Source organism: Citrobacter sp. Cpo012, assembly GCF_030333015.1.
In the GTDB taxonomy this organism is placed as follows: Bacteria; Pseudomonadota; Gammaproteobacteria; order Enterobacterales; family Enterobacteriaceae; genus Citrobacter; species Citrobacter portucalensis.
This window is the reverse complement of record NZ_JAOWGR010000041.1, coordinates 237,173-255,365: the sequence shown is the minus strand read 5'-3', so window position 1 is coordinate 255,365 and position 18,193 is coordinate 237,173. Positions and strand designations below refer to the sequence as shown.

General features: G+C 52.5%; 15 protein-coding genes. 8 read left to right on the top strand and 7 right to left on the bottom strand.

What is annotated here, in order from left to right:
- Positions 1-40: 40 nt before the first annotated feature.
- The 6 genes from selA to OGX90_RS17350 all read left to right on the top strand — a co-directional run bounded on the left by selA (position 41) and on the right by OGX90_RS17350 (position 7,960).
- Positions 41-1,432 (top strand): L-seryl-tRNA(Sec) selenium transferase, encoded by a 1,392-nt coding sequence (selA, locus tag OGX90_RS17375; RefSeq protein ID WP_100271769.1) that lies wholly within the window; start codon positions 41-43, stop codon positions 1,430-1,432.
- The gene (selB, locus tag OGX90_RS17370) at positions 1,429-3,273 is read left to right on the top strand and encodes a selenocysteine-specific translation elongation factor (RefSeq protein WP_048236999.1); all 1,845 of its coding nucleotides are present in this window, start codon (positions 1,429-1,431) and stop codon (positions 3,271-3,273) included. Before selA ends, selB begins: the two co-directional genes overlap by 4 nt.
- A gap of 188 nt (positions 3,274-3,461) precedes the next feature.
- Positions 3,462-4,613 carry an L-threonine dehydrogenase gene (gene yiaY / locus OGX90_RS17365; protein ID WP_008786450.1) on the top strand — a complete coding sequence of 384 codons (1,152 nt, stop codon included), beginning with the start codon at positions 3,462-3,464 and terminating at the stop codon, positions 4,611-4,613.
- A gap of 92 nt (positions 4,614-4,705) precedes the next feature.
- Positions 4,706-6,244, top strand: a complete 1,539-nt coding sequence (aldB, locus tag OGX90_RS17360) for an aldehyde dehydrogenase AldB (protein WP_008786449.1) — start codon at positions 4,706-4,708, stop codon at positions 6,242-6,244.
- A 250-nt stretch (positions 6,245-6,494) separates the two neighbouring features.
- A complete protein-coding gene (locus OGX90_RS17355; RefSeq protein ID WP_003024200.1) occupies positions 6,495-6,818 on the top strand; it encodes a DUF3302 domain-containing protein in 324 nt (107 codons plus the stop codon).
- A gap of 5 nt (positions 6,819-6,823) precedes the next feature.
- A complete protein-coding gene (locus tag OGX90_RS17350; protein WP_003827345.1) occupies positions 6,824-7,960 on the top strand; it encodes an HlyD family secretion protein in 1,137 nt (378 codons plus the stop codon).
- Positions 7,961-7,975: 15 nt separating this feature from the next.
- Here OGX90_RS17350 and OGX90_RS17345 read toward each other — a convergent pair whose 3' ends face one another.
- The gene (locus OGX90_RS17345) at positions 7,976-8,926 is read right to left on the bottom strand and encodes a LysR family transcriptional regulator (RefSeq protein WP_020996058.1); all 951 of its coding nucleotides are present in this window, start codon (positions 8,924-8,926) and stop codon (positions 7,976-7,978) included.
- A 121-nt stretch (positions 8,927-9,047) separates the two neighbouring features.
- Between OGX90_RS17345 and OGX90_RS17340 the strand changes: the two genes are divergently transcribed.
- Complete coding sequence (locus OGX90_RS17340; protein ID WP_048215321.1) at positions 9,048-9,788, top strand: MipA/OmpV family protein; 741 nt, start codon at positions 9,048-9,050, stop codon at positions 9,786-9,788.
- An 87-nt stretch (positions 9,789-9,875) separates the two neighbouring features.
- Here OGX90_RS17340 and OGX90_RS17335 read toward each other — a convergent pair whose 3' ends face one another.
- Positions 9,876-11,831 carry a glycoside hydrolase family 127 protein gene (locus OGX90_RS17335; protein ID WP_286624381.1) on the bottom strand — a complete coding sequence of 652 codons (1,956 nt, stop codon included), beginning with the start codon at positions 11,829-11,831 and terminating at the stop codon, positions 9,876-9,878.
- Between the two features lie 10 nt (positions 11,832-11,841).
- On the bottom strand, positions 11,842-13,242 hold the full coding sequence (locus OGX90_RS17330) for an MFS transporter (protein ID WP_286624379.1): 1,401 nt from the start codon (positions 13,240-13,242) through the stop codon (positions 11,842-11,844).
- 251 nt (positions 13,243-13,493) lie between these two features.
- Here OGX90_RS17330 and OGX90_RS17325 point away from each other — a divergent pair, with 251 nt between their 5' ends.
- Positions 13,494-14,309, top strand: coding sequence for a helix-turn-helix domain-containing protein (locus OGX90_RS17325; protein ID WP_060682938.1), 816 nt, complete (start codon positions 13,494-13,496; stop codon positions 14,307-14,309).
- A 76-nt stretch (positions 14,310-14,385) separates the two neighbouring features.
- On the opposite strand, the gene araD is transcribed toward OGX90_RS17325, so the two are convergent.
- The 4 genes from araD to OGX90_RS17305 are packed head-to-tail and all read right to left on the bottom strand — an operon-like array spanning position 14,386 to position 18,095.
- A complete protein-coding gene (gene araD / locus OGX90_RS17320) occupies positions 14,386-15,084 on the bottom strand; it encodes an L-ribulose-5-phosphate 4-epimerase (RefSeq protein WP_128611257.1) in 699 nt (232 codons plus the stop codon).
- Positions 15,078-15,938 carry an L-ribulose-5-phosphate 3-epimerase gene (locus tag OGX90_RS17315; RefSeq protein WP_174770939.1) on the bottom strand — a complete coding sequence of 287 codons (861 nt, stop codon included), beginning with the start codon at positions 15,936-15,938 and terminating at the stop codon, positions 15,078-15,080. Before OGX90_RS17315 ends, araD begins: the two co-directional genes overlap by 7 nt.
- Positions 15,931-16,593 (bottom strand): 3-keto-L-gulonate-6-phosphate decarboxylase UlaD, encoded by a 663-nt coding sequence (gene ulaD, locus OGX90_RS17310; RefSeq protein WP_286624375.1) that lies wholly within the window; start codon positions 16,591-16,593, stop codon positions 15,931-15,933. The genes OGX90_RS17315 and ulaD overlap by 8 nt, the downstream gene beginning before the upstream one ends.
- Positions 16,593-18,095: an FGGY-family carbohydrate kinase gene (locus OGX90_RS17305; RefSeq protein ID WP_286624373.1), complete on the bottom strand. Its 1,503-nt coding sequence runs from the start codon at positions 18,093-18,095 to the stop codon at positions 16,593-16,595. Before OGX90_RS17305 ends, ulaD begins: the two co-directional genes overlap by 1 nt.
- Positions 18,096-18,193 lie beyond the last annotated feature (98 nt).

Here is an 18,193-nt window from a genome sequence, read left to right as displayed (position 1 = left end):
TCTCCACGGTGGAGAGGGCCACCAACAGCCAGGCCCTTTCATGACAACCGACATGCGTTCACTCTACAGCCAGCTTCCTGCTATCGATCGTTTATTGCGCGATAGCGCCTTCCCAGCCTTACGTGAATCTCACGGCCATACCCGGGTGGTTGACCTGCTGCGTCACATGCTCGATGAAGCCAGAGAAGCTATTCGCGACACGCACGCGCTCCCGGAATGGTGTGAGGACTGGGCGCAAGAAGCCAGCGCCCGGCTTGAACGAGAATCGCAAAGCGCGCTACGCCCGGTGATTAACCTGACCGGAACGGTGCTGCATACCAACCTTGGGCGCGCGTCGCAGGCCGAAGAAGCAATTGAAGCGGTGGTACAGGCGATGCGCACGCCGGTGACGCTGGAATATAGTCTGGATGATGCCGGGCGGGGACATCGGGATCGGGCCCTGGCAGATTTACTCTGCCGTCTGACGGGGGCGGAAGACGCCTGTATCGTCAATAACAATGCGGCAGCTGTTCTACTGATGCTGGCCGCCACGGCGAACGGCAAAGAGGTGGTTGTTTCTCGCGGCGAGCTGGTGGAAATTGGCGGCGCGTTTCGTATTCCGGACGTCATGTGTCAGGCCGGATGCATTCTACGCGAGGTGGGGACCACCAACCGGACCCATGCGAAAGATTACCGCCAGGCGGTGAATGAAAACACCGGTCTGCTGATGAAAGTGCATACCAGTAATTACAGCATTGAAGGCTTCACAAAGTCGGTGGATGAGGCGGAGCTGGCCGTAATTGGCCAGGAACTGGATGTACCGGTGGTGGCGGATCTGGGCAGTGGTTCGCTGGTCGATCTCAGCCAGTATGGCTTGCCGCAGGAGCCGATGCCGCAGCAACTGATTGCCGCTGGCGTCAGTCTGGTGAGTTTCTCCGGCGATAAACTGCTGGGCGGGCCGCAGGCAGGGATAATTGTCGGTAAAAAAGAGATGATCGCTCGTTTGCAGAGCCATCCGCTGAAACGCGCATTACGGGCAGATAAAATGACACTGGCTGCGCTGGAAGCGACGCTACGGCTCTATCTGCACCCGGAAGCACTGGCGGAGAAGTTGCCGACGTTGCGCCAGCTCACCCGCTCACAAGAAGCGATCCACGCGCAGGCACAGCAATTACAGGCACAGCTTGCAGAGCATTACGGCGATGAGTTCGCCCTGAATGTGATGCCTTGCCTGTCGCAGATTGGCAGCGGCTCACTACCTGTTGATAGGCTGCCCAGCGCGGCGCTAACCTTTACCCCACATGATGGGCGCGGGAGCCGCCTCGAAGCGTTGGCAGCCCGTTGGCGTACGCTGCCCGTACCGGTTATTGGGCGAATTTATGATGGCCGCTTATGGCTGGATCTGCGCTGCCTTGAAGACGAGACCCGGTTTATGGAGATGATGCTGAAATGATTATTGCAACCGCCGGACACGTTGACCACGGAAAAACAACGTTATTACAGGCGATTACCGGTGTGAATGCCGACCGTCTGCCGGAAGAAAAAAAGCGCGGCATGACCATCGATCTCGGCTATGCCTACTGGCCGCAGCCGGATGGGCGGGTGCTGGGGTTTATCGACGTTCCTGGACACGAAAAGTTTCTGTCCAACATGCTGGCGGGGGTCGGCGGCATCGATCACGCGTTGCTGGTGGTGGCGTGTGATGATGGCGTAATGGCGCAAACCCGTGAGCATTTGCAAATTCTGCAGCTGACGGGCAATCCGCAGATCACCGTGGCACTCACGAAAGCCGACCGCGTAGACGAAGCAAGAATTGAAGAGGTACGTGCGGAGATTCAGGCCACGCTGGGGAATTATGGTTTCGCGGAGTCGGTGCTTTTCGTCACTGCGGCCAATGAAGGCCGTGGCATAGAGGAACTGCGTGACCATTTGTTGCAATTAACGTCGCGCGAGCATGCCCGCGATCACAGCTTCCGCCTGGCGATTGACCGCGCCTTTACGGTCAAAGGCGCAGGGCTGGTGGTGACCGGGACGGCGCTCAGCGGTGAAGTGAATGTCGGTGACACGCTGTGGCTCACGGGCGTCAACAAACCGATGCGCGTACGTAGCCTGCATGCACAAAATCAGGCCACCGACCGCGCGCAAGCGGGACAACGTATTGCGCTGAATATTGCCGGTGATGCACAAAAAGAAGAACTAAACCGCGGCGATTGGCTGCTTTCCGATGCGCCGCCAGAGGCTTTTACCCGCGTGATTGTTTCTTTAGAACATGCCGCGCCGCTGATGCAGTGGCAACCGTTGCATATTCACCACGCGGCTAGCCATGTTACCGGGCGTATCTCTCTGCTTGAAGGGACACTAGCTGAACTGGTGTTTGATACACCACTCTGGCTTGCCGATAACGACCGTCTGGTGCTGCGTGATATTTCTGCCCGCACAACGCTGGCAGGTGCACGTGTTGTGACGCTTAATCCGCCGCGACGCGGAAAGCGTAAGCCGGAATATTTACAGTGGCTGTCGGCGCTGGAAAACGCGCAGACTGACGGTGACGCTCTGGCGCTGCACCTGGCGCGTGGGGCGGTGAATATTCCTGACTTTGCCTGGGCGCGTCAGCTCAATGGCAACGGTATGCGTCCGTTGATTGAGCAACATGGATTTATTCAGGCGGGATACAGCCTGTTGAATGCCCCTGTTGCCGCGCGCTGGCAGCGGAAAGTTCTCGATACGCTGGCGACCTACCATGAGCAGCACCGTGATGAACCAGGGCCCGGGCGCGAGCGCCTGCGCCGTATGGCTTTGCCGATGGAAGACGAAGCGCTGGTATTGCTGCTAATTGAAAAGATGCGCGAGAGTGGCGCTATTCATAGCCATCATGGCTGGTTGCATTTGCCGGAACATAAGGCGGGTTTCAGCGATGAGCAGTTGGCAATCTGGCAAAAAGTAGAACCACTTTTTGGCGATGAGCCGTGGTGGGTGCGCGATTTGGCAAAACAGACGGGAACGGATGAACAGATGATGCGTGTGGCGTTACGACAAGCGGCACAGCAAGGCATCATTACCGCGATCGTGAAAGATCGTTATTACCGTAACGATCGGATTGTGGCCTTTGCCAATATGATCCGCGAACTGGATCAGGAAAGGGGATCGACATGTGCCGCCGATTTTCGCGACAGGCTTAACGTTGGGCGCAAATTGGCTATCCAAATTCTGGAATATTTTGACCGCATTGGTTTTACTCGCCGTCGGGGAAATGATCATTTATTACGCGATGCGTTGCTGTTCCCTGAAAAATAATGAAACAATTAATTCATGGATTAAATGAATTAATACAAAATAGATGTTGATTGAAATAAGCACATTAGATTATGAACCTAATGTGCTTTTTAATTGTAAGTGTTATTAAAATAACAACCACGATCATATTTTGTTGGAAATTTCACTCGTATGCTTCCTACCTCTTTAGAGTAATTAAGGATCGTACAATGGCTGCTTCAACATTTTTTATTCCTTCCGTGAATGTAATCGGCGCTGACGCATTAAAAGACGCAATGAATACAATGGCGGAATATGGTTTTCGCCGTACGCTGATTGTTACGGATGCCATGCTGACGAAATTAGGTATGGCTGGCGATATTCAAAAAGCGCTACAGGAACATGATATTTCCAGCGTAATTTACGATGGTACGCATCCTAACCCCACGACCAGTAACGTTGCCGCTGGCCTGAAAATGCTGAAAGAAAATGACTGTGATAGCGTTATTTCTCTCGGTGGCGGCTCTCCTCATGATTGTGCGAAGGGCATTGCGCTGGTGGCGGCTAATGGTGGCGATATTCGTGACTACGAAGGCGTAGACCGCTCTGCAAAACCGCAGCTGCCGATGATCGCCATCAACACCACGGCGGGTACGGCATCTGAAATGACCCGCTTCTGCATCATCACTGATGAAGTACGCCACATTAAAATGGCGATTGTGGATAAGCATGTTACACCGCTGCTGTCCGTCAATGACTCCTCGCTGATGGTCGGTATGCCGAAGTCTCTGACGGCGGCTACCGGTATGGATGCGCTGACTCACGCTATCGAAGCCTATGTTTCTATTGCTGCGACCCCCATTACCGATGCGTGCGCGCTTAAAGCTGTCACCATGATTGCGGAAAACCTGCCGGTCGCCGTGGAAGAGGGCGGCAATGCTCAGGCGCGCGAAGCCATGGCCTATGCGCAGTTCCTCGCAGGCATGGCCTTTAACAATGCCTCTCTTGGCTACGTGCATGCGATGGCGCACCAGCTGGGTGGCTTCTACGATCTGCCACACGGAGTATGTAATGCCGTACTGCTGCCGCACGTACAGGTATTTAATAGCAAAGTTGCTGCCGCCCGCCTGCGCGATTGCGCCTCGGCAATGGGTGTGAACGTTGCTGGTCTGAGCGAAGAGCAAGGGGCAGAAGCCTGCATCGCGGCGATCCGCGAACTGGCGCAGAAAGTGAATATTCCGGCTGGGCTGCGTGAGCTGAACGTGAAAGAAGAAGATTTTGCCGTTCTGGCGACTAATGCCCTGAAAGATGCCTGTGGTTTCACTAACCCGATTCAGGCGACACATGAAGAAATCATGGCGATTTATCGTGCTGCCATGTAATTCGTGATACCTGTCGTAAAGCAGTAAAAGGCTGGCGAATAATTCGCCAGCCCCGTCTACCCTTGTAGTACCCCTACAGCAAGGAGACGGTCATGACCAATAACCCCCCTTCAACGCGTATTTATCCCGGCGAGTATGGTTACCCTCTGAAGTTAAAAGCCCGATACGATAACTTTATCGGCGGTGACTGGATCGCACCGGTGGACGGTGAGTATTACCAAAACCTGACGCCGGTAACCGGGCAATTACTGTGCGAAGTGGCCTCTTCCGGCAAAAAGGACATCGATTTGGCACTGGATGCCGCGCACAAAGCAAAAGACAAATGGGCGCAGACTTCCGTGCAGGACAGGGCGGCGATTTTGTTCAAAATTGCCGATCGTATGGAGCAAAATCTGGAGCTGCTGGCGACGGCTGAAACCTGGGATAACGGTAAACCCATCCGTGAAACCAGCGCGGCAGATGTGCCGCTGGCGATTGACCATTTCCGCTATTTCGCGTCCTGTATTCGTGCACAGGAAGGGGGAATAAGCGAAGTTGATAGCGATACCGTGGCGTATCACTTCCATGAACCTCTTGGCGTGGTGGGGCAAATTATCCCGTGGAACTTCCCGCTGTTGATGGCCAGTTGGAAGATGGCGCCCGCCCTGGCTGCCGGTAACTGTGTCGTGCTTAAACCTGCGCGCCTGACGCCGCTGTCCGTGTTGTTGCTGATGGAAGTTGTCGGCGATCTGCTCCCGCCTGGCGTGGTGAACGTGGTAAACGGCGCGGGTGGGGAAATCGGTGAGTATCTGGCGACGTCAAAACGCATTGCAAAAGTGGCGTTTACCGGCTCAACGGAAGTTGGGCAGCAGATCATGCAGTACGCCACGCAGAACATTATCCCTGTCACGCTGGAGCTGGGCGGGAAATCCCCCAATATCTTCTTCGCGGACGTGATGGATGAAGAAGATGCGTTCTTTGACAAAGCGCTGGAAGGTTTTGCATTGTTTGCCTTCAACCAGGGCGAAGTATGTACCTGCCCGAGTCGGGCACTGGTACAAGAATCCATTTACGAACGTTTTATGGAAAGAGCCATACGTCGGGTGGAAAGTATCCGTAGCGGCAACCCGTTAGACAGCGTGACGCAAATGGGCGCGCAGGTGTCGCATGGTCAACTGGAAACCATTCTGAATTACATCGACATTGGTAAAAAAGAAGGGGCAGATGTTCTCACCGGCGGGCGGCGCAAGCAGCTGGATGGCGAGTTAAAAGAGGGGTACTACCTCGAACCGACTATTCTGTTTGGTAAGAACAACATGCGGGTTTTCCAGGAGGAGATCTTCGGACCGGTGCTGGCCGTCACGACCTTCAAAACTATGGAGGAAGCGCTGGAAATCGCTAATGACACCCAATATGGGCTTGGCGCTGGTGTCTGGAGTCGAAACGGAAATCTGGCTTACAAAATGGGGCGTGGGATTCAGGCGGGGCGAGTTTGGACCAACTGTTACCATGCTTACCCGGCGCATGCGGCGTTCGGCGGCTACAAGCAGTCGGGTATCGGGCGCGAGACGCATAAGATGATGCTTGAGCATTATCAGCAAACCAAATGCCTGTTAGTGAGCTACTCTGATAAACCACTGGGGCTGTTTTAATTTCACGTCACCTACTGCCCGGTCGCGTTTAGCGTACCGGGCATCAAGTTATGTCCTCAGGTAAGTGGCTGGGGTGAACGAACGCAGCCAACAAAGAAGCAGCTCGAAAGACGACGGGTATATAGAAACCCATATATCGTTATATAAATAAGATAATTGCATCCAATCTGGTCATTCCAATACTATTATCAACTCTATTGTTTAAATCAAATTGCATCCGAATTCCTTAATTTAAATCCCTGAGGCAAATATGTTCCTTAATTATTTTGCATTAGGAGTGCTTATTTTTGTATTCCTGGTCATTTTTTACGGGATTATTATTCTGCATGATATTCCCTATCTAATTGCAAAGAAACGTAACCATCCTCATGCCGACGCAATACATGTTGCGGGTTGGGTTAGTTTGTTTACCTTACATGTTATTTGGCCCTTTTTATGGATCTGGGCAACGCTTTATCGCCCGGAACGCGGGTGGGGCATGCAGAGCGCGGATTCTTCCCTGATCCAGCTTCAGGCAAGGGTTGCGGATCTGGAAAAGAAACTGGGTGAGGCCAAGACCTCTCCGGCGGAGTAATATCGATGGATTTACTGATTGTTCTGACCTATGTTGCGTGTGCATGGTCAATATTTAAAATTTTTAAAATTCCTGTAAATAAATGGACAGTTCCTACCGCGGCATTAGGCGGTATATTCATTGTTTGCGGACTTATATTACTGATGAATTATAACCATCCGTATACATTTAAGGCACAAAAAGCGGTAATTTCTATTCCCGTGGTGCCGCAGGTAACGGGTGTAGTGACAGAAGTAACGGATAAGAAGAATACGCTAATCAAAAAAGGCGAGGTTCTGTTTAAGCTTAATCCAGGGCGTTATCAGGCGCGGGTAGATCGCCTGAAGGCTGATATTGTTACCGCACAGCATAAAGAGCAGGCTCTGGTTGCGCAGTTAGACGAAATGAAAGCCAACACGCAGCGGGCAAAGGCCACGCGTGACAAGCTGGCAAAAGATTACCAGCGCTATGCGCAGGGGAGTCAGGCGAAGGTGAATCCTTTTTCTGAACGCGATATCGACGCGGCGCGCCAAAACTACCTGGCGCAGGAAGCTTCGGTGAAATCCTCCGTTGCAGAACAACAGCAAATTCAGAGCCAGTTGGACAGCCTGGTACTGGGTGAGAATTCGCAAATTGCCAGCCTGAAAGCACAGCTAGCGGAAGCAGAGTTCAACCTGGACCAGACCGTGGTTCGCGCGCCCAGCGATGGTTACGTCACTCAGGTGCTGATGCGCCCAGGAACCTATGCCGCCGCGCTGCCGATGCGCCCGGTCATGGTATTCATCCCGGATCAGAAACGACAAATTATCGCCCAGTTCCGTCAAAACTCGTTGTTGCGACTGGAGCCAGGCGATGAAGCGGAAGTGGTGTTTAATGCCCTGCCGGGTAAGGTGTTTAGCGGTAAACTGGCCGCCATTAGTCCGGCAGTACCGGGTGGTACATACCAGTCGAACGGGGCACTGCAATCTTTAAACTCTACGCCTGGTTCGGAAGGGGTAATCGCCACGATTGAGCTGAACGACAATGCGGATGTGAATGCGTTGCCTGATGGGATCTACGCGCAGGTCGCCGTTTACTCTGATCACTTCGAACATGTGTCGGTCATGCGCAAGGTGTTGCTGCGGATGACCAGTTGGGTTCATTACCTGTATCTCGACCACTAAGCGCAGGCTATTCGCTTACTCAGGCTGTCGTATCGCCTGAGCAAGCTGCTGACGTATCTCCGCGAGCATTGCATCGAGAATATACTGCACTCGCCAGGGCTGGTATTCACGCTTGCGGAAAATCGCCACTAAATCCAGCCACCATTCATGTTGTTCTGAGAAACACGGGACCAGCATCTCGGAACGACAATCTTTTTGCACACTTTCATTTGGCGCAAAAACAATCCCCAAATGGTTACGCGCCAGCGCCAGTGCCGATTGTGTATTGTCGCAGATGTAATTTCCCGTCACACGATAGTCGCGCATCTTTTTGTCTTCAGCAGAATTGAATCGCCAAATGTTGGCATCATCAATCATCATAGAATCAATTAGAATGCAGGAATGGTTAACTAATTCATCAGGACTACTAATAGGATTCTTGGTGAGATATTCCCGACTGGCAAAAGCAATAACCGCATATTTAGTGATAAAACTGGCGACCAGTGATTCATCTTTAGGATGAGCATAGGAAAGTAAAATATCACAATCGTCAGGAAAGTCGACGCCTTCATAAAATGCTTTGCGATCCAGGTTATAGGTTTTTAGCACCAGACTGATATCGCCAATATCCATAATTTTTGCAATAACATGTTGCGATAAGTAAGCAATAATTCCGGTTGGTGCATATACCGTTACTTTGCCACGTTTCTCGTGCTTATAATCAGCAATGAAATTATTTAACTGCTCATTTCTGTCTAACATGTCATTGATGTAAGGAAGTAACGCAATACCAAACGGCGTGAGGGTCAGTTGTCTGGTGGTGCGGTCAAATACCTTTAGCCCAACTTTTGATTCAAAATCAGCAAGATACTTACTTACGTTGGCCTGAGCAATGCCGAGAACAGTAGCGGCATGGCTGATATTTTCACTGGCAGCAATTACCGAAATAATCTTCAGTTCCCGGTGTTTAAGTTGTAATTTATTCATCGCCAAGCCCAATATATATAATTTTATATATATTACTATATAAATAAGAACCTTGCACCGATGAAATTGTAAGCATTATTATGCACCCGCTTTGTAGCTTATTTTAAAATGGAATGTTGGCATGTTAATTAAACGCAATATTGTGGCGCTGCTCGCCTTTTCTTTTATGGCGAGTGCAACTGCCGCAGAATTTTCTATTGGCGCTGGCGCTGTATATAATGAATCACCTTATCGCGGGTATAATGATAATGTTCACGCAGTACCGCTTGTCAGTTATGAAAGTGAATCATTTTATTTTAGGCAAACAACGCTAGGTTATATTTTGTCTAAGAGTGAAAGTAATGAATTTAGTATTACTGCCTCTTATATGCCGCTGGAGTTTGATCCCGGCGACAATGACGATCACGCGATGAAAACGCTGGATAAGCGTGACGCAACTGCAATGGCGGGTGCCGCGTGGTATCACCATGAAAGATGGGGTAGCGTGAAAGTCTCCGCCGCTGCGGATGTGCTGGACAACAGTAATGGCTGGGTAGGGGAAGTTTCACTGTTCCGTCCAATGCCGATGGGCAAGCTGACGCTGACGCCATCAATTGGCGTGCTCTACTATGACGAAAAATTCAATGAATACTACTACGGCATTTCGGGTAATGAGTCCCGTCGTAGTGGTTTATCAAGCTATTCCCCAGGCGATAGCTGGACACCGTATGTTGGCCTGTCCGCTAAATACGCATTAACCACTAACCTGACGCTGCTGGCAAGCGCCAACTATAGCGCACTGCCGGATGACATTAAAAATAGTCCGATGGTTGATCGTGATGACAGCTTCACCTTTATGTCCGGTCTGACCTGGCGTTTCTGATTCTCACCCGTTTGTCCTCAGGGAGGAGGGCAATCTTTTCATGAGACATTGACGGATGGGGGCTAACCGCCGCCATCCGCCTTATTATTACTGCTCGTTTATCCAGATACGCATTTCGCCTTCACCACGGTTCGCCCAGCTAAACCACGGAATAAACGTCAACGTATGCGCCTGGCGCGAAGCTGGGGAAACATCGTAGTGCCACAACGATTGTTGTGCTGCATCGGCAGTACTTTGCTTCACGCCTTCAGCCTGAATTAACATTTTATGGCTGAACAATCCCTTACCCTCGAATACTCTGAACTCACTCTCTTTTGGCAACCACAGGTTATGCAATTCCTCACCGTTATCGGCCTGCTCCAGGCAATACACCAGCGGTCCACGCTGAATGGCGACCTTACCGGCGACATGACGCACTAATGGATTTCCGTATACCCGACGCACCGGCATTGGCAGGGTCAGACTGAGCGTATCGCCTTCCTGCCAGGTTCGGCTGATGTGCAAATATCCTTTACGAATATCCTGCTCAACTGGCTGACCATTCAGTAAAACCTGCGGTGCGGTGCACCAGTCTGGCAGGCGCAGGGCCAGGGTGTGATATATCGACTGCGGTGATTCGATGGCGATTTTCACCTGCTCATGCCATGGATAATCCCCGCTAATGCGCAGCTTGAGCGAGCCATCCGCCACGGGGACTTCCATGCTATTGCCCACGTACATATTGATATACAGCGCGTCCTGACGTGGTGTGTAGATGTAATGACCAATAGAGGTGAGTACGCGGGCGATATTCGGCGGGCAACAGGCGCAGCCAAACCAGCGCTGACGAACGGGTTTCACGTGGTCATAAATATGATTGAATTTTAATGATTTAGGATGCACTTCCAGCGGGTTCACATAGAAGAAGTGCTTGCCATCGAGCGCCATCCCGCCCAATACGGTGTTATACAGGGCGCGCTCCATCACGTCGGCATACTGGCTGTCGGCCTCCATCTCCAGCATTCTGCGGGCGAACATCATTAGACCGATTGAGGCGCAGCTTTCCGCATACACGGAGTCGTTAGGCAGATCGTAATCGCTGCTAAACGCCTCGCCGCTGCTTTGTGAACCGATCCCGCCGGTAATGTACAACTGACGCTGGGCCATGTTTTTCCACAGACGCAGGCAATCCTGACGCTTGCCTTCGTCCTGACTCAAGCGTGCCAGATGCGCCACGCCGGTCATCAGATAAACAAAACGTACTGCATGACCGATCGCCGTTTGCTGTTCTGAAATGGGCTGATGAGCCTGGCTATAGGGTTTATCCTTCACCATCCATGCCGGGCCGTAAGTATGCCAGTAAGAGGTTTGGCCGCGCTTTTCGTACTCTTCGTCATAGAAATGGGGTTGCGCGCCGCGCTGTTCCACAAAGTAATTTACCAGCGCCATATAGCGTGGTTGTTGGGTCACTTCGTATAAGCGCATTAACGCCAGCTCAACTTCCGGGTGTCCCGGATAGCCGCGCAGTTGATTATCACCAAGCCCGAAAACGTTATCGATGTGGTCCGCCAGACGGCACACTACGTCTAAAAGACGATGTTTTCCCGTCGCCTGAAAGAACGCGACGCCGGCTTCGATCAAATGACCTGCACAGTACAACTCATGACACTCGGCGAGGTTAGTCCAGCGTTCATCCGGGGCTTTCACTGTAAAGTATGTATTGAGATAGCCGTCTTCACACTGCGCAGCGGCCACCAACTCGATGACCTCATCTGCGGTTTTCTCAAGTTCAGCATCAGGTTTCTGGCACAGGGACCAGGCGACTGCCTCCAGCCATTTCGCTACGTCGCTATCCTGAAAAACCATGCCGTAAAATTCGCCATCCTGCAGTCCTGCGGCGATACGAAAGTTCTCTATCGCATGGCTTGGTTCCGCCTCTGCAATGCGGTCATTCAGCGCATCCCACTGGTAGGGGATCACTACATCACGGACCAACTGTTGGTATTGTCCGAGGAACGGATCGCTGACGGTGAGCTTATGCAGGTCGACTTCCAGTACGTTCATTTCGTGCTCCTTAAGGCTGTACATGACGCTGACGCAGATCGGTGGCAATGCGCGACATCATCGGATTATTGAGTTTGCAGATGCGGATAGACAGCGCCAACAGCAGGTGGAACAGCGCGGGAAGCAGCGTCTCCATCGCGGTAATTCCTTGCAGCGAACTGGCGGTTTGGTTACCAGCGCCTGGCTGATAGGCGACAAAAATAAATAACAGGCTGATGATCCCCGCGCTTGAGGCCCAGGCCAGCTTGATGAAAAACAGGTTGAAGGCGAAATTCATGCCGGAAGAACGCACGCCGGTTTTCCACTCGCCGTAATCGTCGGCAAAGGCCATCAGCGAGAAGTGCAGAGGCAGCGTAAAGCCCAGAATAATGCCGTTGCCGAGAATAACCGCCAGCCATAATGTTTGATAAGCCGGGCCGGTCGGCAAGAACCACATCATCACTGCCAGGGCTGCCAGCACCAGGTTGGTGTAGTAATAGAGTTTGACGGTATCTATACGGCGGGTCAGCGGGCTGACAACCACTGAACCGATGATGGACGCAAAGGTCACCATGGTGAAAAACAGCGACGTGTAAGCGGTACTGCCTTCCAGCACGTAGGTAATGAAATACATGTACCCGCCGCCACGAATATTGAAGACGTTAATCAGCAGGAAAGACATCACCAGCATTAGCAGCAACTGGTCATTTTTGCGTAGCCCACCAATGTGTTCACGCAGGGTAAATTTCCCCATCATCGCCAGCGGCACACGCTCGCGAACCCAGAAGAAGCAGCACAGGAACATCACCACAGCGATGGCGCACAGGATGCCCACGCCGAACTGATAACCCTGCGCGGCATTGCCCTGACCCAGAATATCCACCATCCACGGCAGACCAACGGAGACAAGGAATCCCGCCACGCCGCACAGCACAAAGCGCCAGGACTGACAGGCGATCACCTCGTTATGGCGGGTCGTCATGGTGTTGATCAGCGCACAATACGGTACGTTGATGGCGGTATAGCCGACAGAGAGCAGTAGATAGGTGCCAAATGCCCAGGCTATTTTTACACTTATGCTGGCGTCAGGGACGGTAAACGTGAGTACGCCAATGATGCCAATGGGAATTGCCACCCACAGCTGCCATGGGCGAAAACGCCCCCAGCGGCTTTGCGTGCGGTCGGCAAGTATGCCCATTATCGGATCGGAAATGGCATCAAATACGCGCAGGGCAATAAACAATGTGCCGACCAGCGCGGGCGTTAACCCGAAGACATCGGTGTAGAAAAATGTCAGGAAGTTCATGATCAGACAGGTAATTACCGTCCCGCCTGCATCGCCTAACCCATAACCTATTTTTTCACGCAGGGATAATTTGTCGTCCTGGGCACGCTGTGCCAAATCAGATGTCGTAATCGGAGCCGAAGTCATAAATAACTCCCGGAGAGGATGTTCAGAAAGTATCCCGCTACGTTGCGGGTTATTTGTTTGTAATTTGCAAAGTACGTTATTTATTCTGCACGAAATGTTTGGGTCAACAAGGGAAGAGAAAAGTATAAAAAGATGACAATTCCGACTTCATTATAAAAATGTGATTTCGATCCAGCGAAAAGCAAGTTTATCGTGAATAATCAATAATAAAGAGCAGTTTAAATAATGCAAAAGCGGGAATTTGAATATATATGCTCGAATTATCCATGTCTCTTCCGATTAAAGTGCAAAATGGTGGGCTATTTATTTCCCGAGGTGTGGGAAGCCATCCGGCGCGGCAATTGCAATCCTGGGAAATCATCTTTGTCGAAAAAGGGACATTAACGATTTGCGAAGGTCAGACCGTTTTTTGCGTGAATGCTGGAGAAAGTTTGCTGTTATGGCCGCAGCGTTCGCATATTGGTGTGGGACAGTTTCCGGCTGATTTGAAATTTTACTGGCTACACTTTGAGGTGACAGCAGAAAACGATGCTTCACTTACAGAACCGTTGCTTGCGATTCCTCAGCATGCCCGGGTTAGCGAGCCACAATATATTATTTCGCTGTTTCGCCAGTTCTTACGCGAGCAGGAAAATATTCATCGCAGCGTTGCGCTGGAACTGATCCTACTGCTGATTTTGCAGCAAATCTCCGCGGCGGCTAGCGAGCAACCCGCAGATAGCCCCGGTAATGCGCTGGCATGGAAAGCGCAACAAATAATCCACACCCAGTTCCACCTGCCGATTAGTGCTTCAACTCTGGCGAAAGAGCTGCATTGCAATGCGGATTATCTGGGGCGTGTATTCCGGAGCGCTTTCCGGCTGACGCTAACTGAAGCATTGCATCGCCAGCGGGTAAGGGCGGCAGAAAAGCTGTTGATCAGTGACTCGCTGTCGCTTACCGAAGTGGCGATTAAATGTGGATTTAATGATGTGGGTTACTTTCGTAAAATCTTTCGTAAGCATACCAGCCTGACGCCTGCGGCGTGGAAAAGGCGCTACTGCAAAGAGCATATTAATTCGGCGTAAATGAGGATCGCCGGGTGGCGCTATGCTTACCCGGCCTAAAAATGACAGACCAGTGCAAGCACAGCGCCGCCGGACGTTAATTTTGCCCGTAATACGCATTTACACCGTGTTTACGCAGATAGTGTTTATCCAGCAACTCAGGCTGCATATCCGGCAACTGCGGAGCTAACTGGCGCGAGAAAAGCCCCATGTAGGCGCATTCTTCGAGTACCACTGCGTTATGTACGGCATCTGCGGCATCTTTACCCCAGGCAAACGGACCGTGTGAATGCACTAACACTGCCGGAACCTGCAGCGGATTGAGATCGCGTTGCTCAAAGGTCTGAATGATCACTTCACCGGTTTGATATTCGTATTCACCATTGATTTCCTCAACGGTCATCAGCCGGGTACACGGAATAGAACCATAGAAATAATCGGCATGCGTGGTGCCCCATGCCGGGAGATCAAGACCCGCCTGCGACCAGATCGTCGCGTGGCGTGAGTGAGTATGGACGATCCCACCGATCTCAGGGTAGCGGCGGTACAGCGCCAGATGGGTTGGTGTGTCAGATGAGGGTTTTTTACTGCCTTCAACCACGTTGCCGCTGGCAATATCCACCACCACCATATCGTCGGCGGTCATCACGTCATATTCCACGCCGGACGGCTTAATCACCATCAGCTTACGCGTTTCATTCACAGCGCTGACGTTACCCCAGGTAAAGGTGACTAAACCATGAGCCGGAAGCGCCAGATTGGCCGCCAGCACATCGGCTTTCAGTTGTTCTAACATGAAAATCCTCCTTCCTGCATACGTGCTTCTATCCAGCGTCGTGCCTGGATAATTTCCAGTACCGGCTCTTTTGCTTTTTCAGTCCACATTTCAATCAGAAACGACCCGCGATAGTTCAGCTCATGCAGCGTTTTGAAGATACCAACAAAGTCCACGCACCCTTCGCCAAAGGGTACATCGCGAAACTGGCCCGGATGGGTTTCGGTTACTGGCAGTGTGTCTTTCAGATGGATAGCGGCGATACGGTCGATGCCCAGCGTCAGTTCGGCAGTGACGTCATTTCCCCATGCGCTGAGGTTGCCCACATCCGGGTAGACGGTGAACCACGGCGATGACAGCATTTCATCCCACTTTTTCCACTTGCTAATTGAGTTCATAAAAGCGGTATCCATGATTTCTACCGCCAGCATGACCTGCGCGGCGGCGGCTTGCTCGACTGCCCATGCCAGCCCTTCGGCAAAGCGCTGCTGCGTACCTTCGTCATGTTCCTCGTAATAGACGTCGTAACCTGCCAGTTGAATAGTGCGAATACCGAGATCGCGCGCCAGACGAATGGCTTTGGTCATGATGTCGCGTGCCCGAATACGGACTGATTCATCGCGGCTGCCAAACGGAAAACGGCGGTGGGCGGACAGGCACATTGAGGGGATTGCCACGCCGGTTTCTAACATTGCGCTCACCAGCGATGCACGCTGAGCAGGGCTCCAGTCGAGACGCGACAGGCGTTCATCGGTTTCATCCACTGACATCTCGACGAAATCAAAACCACAGCTTTTCGCCAGCACCAGACGCTCCGGCCAGGAGAGGTCTTTCGCCAGCGCTTTTTCATAGATACCTAACGGATGATTACGCATACTGTGCTCCCCAGATAGCGTCGATTTGCGTATGGAACTCAGCGGCAACCTGCGTTGGGTTTTGCGCCCCAGCCAGCGCGCGTCCGGCGATAAAGGCTTTGACGTTGATATCGCGAAACAGCGGCAGGTCGGCGGGCGTAATCCCGCCGGTAATCGACAACTCCAGACCGATATCGGAAAGCGCTTTCATGCGCGCCAGATCAGCTTCTCCCCATTGTTGTCCGCTGGCCTGAGCATCGCGACCACGATGGTAAATTGCCTGGCGAACCCCAACGCGATACCAGTCACGGGCATCATCCAGCGTCCAGTTACCGAACAGTTCCATCTGAATTTCACCGCCGCAGGACTGCGCGACGCCATGGCCTTTCTCTACCGTCGCCAGCGGGGCAGCGCAGATGATAGTCATCCAGTTAGCGCCAGCGCCAAACGCTTGCTGTGCGAGAGTTTCGCCTGCATCGGCCACCTTCCAGTCGGCAACGATGATTTTATTTGGGCACTGGGCTCGCAGCGCTTTCACGGCAGCCAGGCCTTCGGTTAAGCAGAGAATCGTCCCTGCCTCAACGATATCGACGCTCTCTTGTAGCAGTGCGACATCGTGTTGGGCCGCCTGCAGGTTGGTGTGGTCGAGCGCCAGTTGCAGTAATGGTCGACTCATCATTCGTGCTCCTTAATGCGGGCGTGATAGCCCTGTAGTGCGGTAATTAAATTCTGGTATTGGCGGTATTTACGCTGGTAGCTCGCATGCGCCGTAGCGTCTGGCAGCAGTGTGCGAACCGGGTGCTGTAAGCTGCGCTGCGCGTCACTGAAATTGTGATAAACGCCGGTGCCTACGCTGGCGGCGAGCGCAGCGCCAAAGCAGCCGGTCTCTTCAATCTGTGGCAATTCGATACGTAAACCGCTGACGTCCGCCAGCATTTGCATCCAGATGTCGGAGTGCGCTGGACCTCCGGTAACGCGCAGGGTATGTGCCTGCGTAAAACGTTCGCGCATGCGGTTCAGATGGGTCATGTGGCTGAAAACCACGCCTTCGTAGATGGCCTGTAATAAGTGGGCGCGAGTGTGTATAGCCTGCATGCCATAAAAGCCGCTGGTCATCTCCAGTCCGGCGTTGCTGCCGTACAAAAAGGGCAGAAAGAAAAGCTCGCTACCGGCTTTCGGTAAGCTGGCAACGGACTGATTAATCTCATCAAAAGAGAGTTCGCCCCACTGGGCGGTAAACCATTCCAGATTGCCTGAAGAGGTCGGGCTGGCTTCATGAACGATGTACTGCCCGTCATTTACATAGCGACCATAGACATAGGGATGGGGCTCGTGGTCGCGCAGGCCGTGAGCGATCCCGCTGGTGACGGCCCAGGTACCCATCACCGCGTTGAGGGTGCGTTCATCTTCGATACCGGCGCAGAGTGCGGTGGAAACCACATCAAACAGTCCGCCGACGACGGGGGTACCCGCCGCCAGACCGGTTATGGCGGCTGTCTGAGCGGTGATTTCCCCGCATATTTCTGCTGAACCAACGATGGGGGGCAGGGCATTGTCGATTTCACTGATGCCCAGCCACTGAGTCAGCCTCGGGTCGTACTGACCCGTGGTCATGTTGTAGAGGTTCGACTCGGAGATATTGCTCTCTTCACAGCCTTTGGCGCCGGTTAAGCACCAGCGCAGGTAGTCATGACCCATCATGACGCTACCAATTTGCGCGTAGCGCTGGGGGGTGTTCTCTTTCACCCAGCGCAGGAGCGATGCCGGATGACCGGTCCACAATGTCTGGCGGGTGATCGGGTAGAGCTGCTCAGGTATCCCATCCTGCTGCCAGCGCTGAACGATTTCCATCGCGCGTCGGTCAGAAGAGAGAATGGCATTGCCTAGTGGCTTATCTTGTTTATCGAGAAGGAACAGACCTTTGCCCTGAGCGGATATACCGACGCCTTTGATTTGCTCACCGCACACGCCTGTGCGCTTTAACAGCCCGGCGATGGTCGCGACGCACTGTTGCCACAGTTGGTGCATATCGCGTTCGGCGTAACCTGGTAATGGCGATATTGTCTGCAGCGATTGCCGGTTAATTCCCTGCTCATGACCTTTGGCATCATACAAACCCGCTTTCAGATATGTACCGCCACAATCAATACCCAGCCAGAAGGTCGCTTTCTCACTCATCTTTGTTATCTCATTTTTGCCGGATGGCGCTGCGCTTATCCGGCCTACGACGGTTGTTACCTGTAGGCCCGGTAAGCGAAGCGCCACCGGGCATTGTT

Bases quoted from the DNA above. Each gene is read 5' to 3' on its own strand.
- selA (WP_100271769.1), top strand. From the start codon at position 41: ATGACAACCGACATGCGTTCACTCTACAGCCAGCTTCCTGCTATCGAT.
- selB (WP_048236999.1), top strand. From the start codon at position 1,429: ATGATTATTGCAACCGCCGGACACGTTGACCACGGAAAAACAACGTTA.
- yiaY (WP_008786450.1), top strand. From the start codon at position 3,462: ATGGCTGCTTCAACATTTTTTATTCCTTCCGTGAATGTAATCGGCGCT.
- aldB (WP_008786449.1), top strand. From the start codon at position 4,706: ATGACCAATAACCCCCCTTCAACGCGTATTTATCCCGGCGAGTATGGT.
- OGX90_RS17355 (WP_003024200.1), top strand. From the start codon at position 6,495: ATGTTCCTTAATTATTTTGCATTAGGAGTGCTTATTTTTGTATTCCTG.
- OGX90_RS17350 (WP_003827345.1), top strand. From the start codon at position 6,824: ATGGATTTACTGATTGTTCTGACCTATGTTGCGTGTGCATGGTCAATA.
- OGX90_RS17345 (WP_020996058.1), bottom strand. From the start codon at position 8,926: ATGAATAAATTACAACTTAAACACCGGGAACTGAAGATTATTTCGGTA.
- OGX90_RS17340 (WP_048215321.1), top strand. From the start codon at position 9,048: ATGTTAATTAAACGCAATATTGTGGCGCTGCTCGCCTTTTCTTTTATG.
- OGX90_RS17335 (WP_286624381.1), bottom strand. From the start codon at position 11,831: ATGAACGTACTGGAAGTCGACCTGCATAAGCTCACCGTCAGCGATCCG.
- OGX90_RS17330 (WP_286624379.1), bottom strand. From the start codon at position 13,242: ATGACTTCGGCTCCGATTACGACATCTGATTTGGCACAGCGTGCCCAG.
- OGX90_RS17325 (WP_060682938.1), top strand. From the start codon at position 13,494: ATGCTCGAATTATCCATGTCTCTTCCGATTAAAGTGCAAAATGGTGGG.
- araD (WP_128611257.1), bottom strand. From the start codon at position 15,084: ATGTTAGAACAACTGAAAGCCGATGTGCTGGCGGCCAATCTGGCGCTT.
- OGX90_RS17315 (WP_174770939.1), bottom strand. From the start codon at position 15,938: ATGCGTAATCATCCGTTAGGTATCTATGAAAAAGCGCTGGCGAAAGAC.
- ulaD (WP_286624375.1), bottom strand. From the start codon at position 16,593: ATGAGTCGACCATTACTGCAACTGGCGCTCGACCACACCAACCTGCAG.
- OGX90_RS17305 (WP_286624373.1), bottom strand. From the start codon at position 18,095: ATGAGTGAGAAAGCGACCTTCTGGCTGGGTATTGATTGTGGCGGTACA.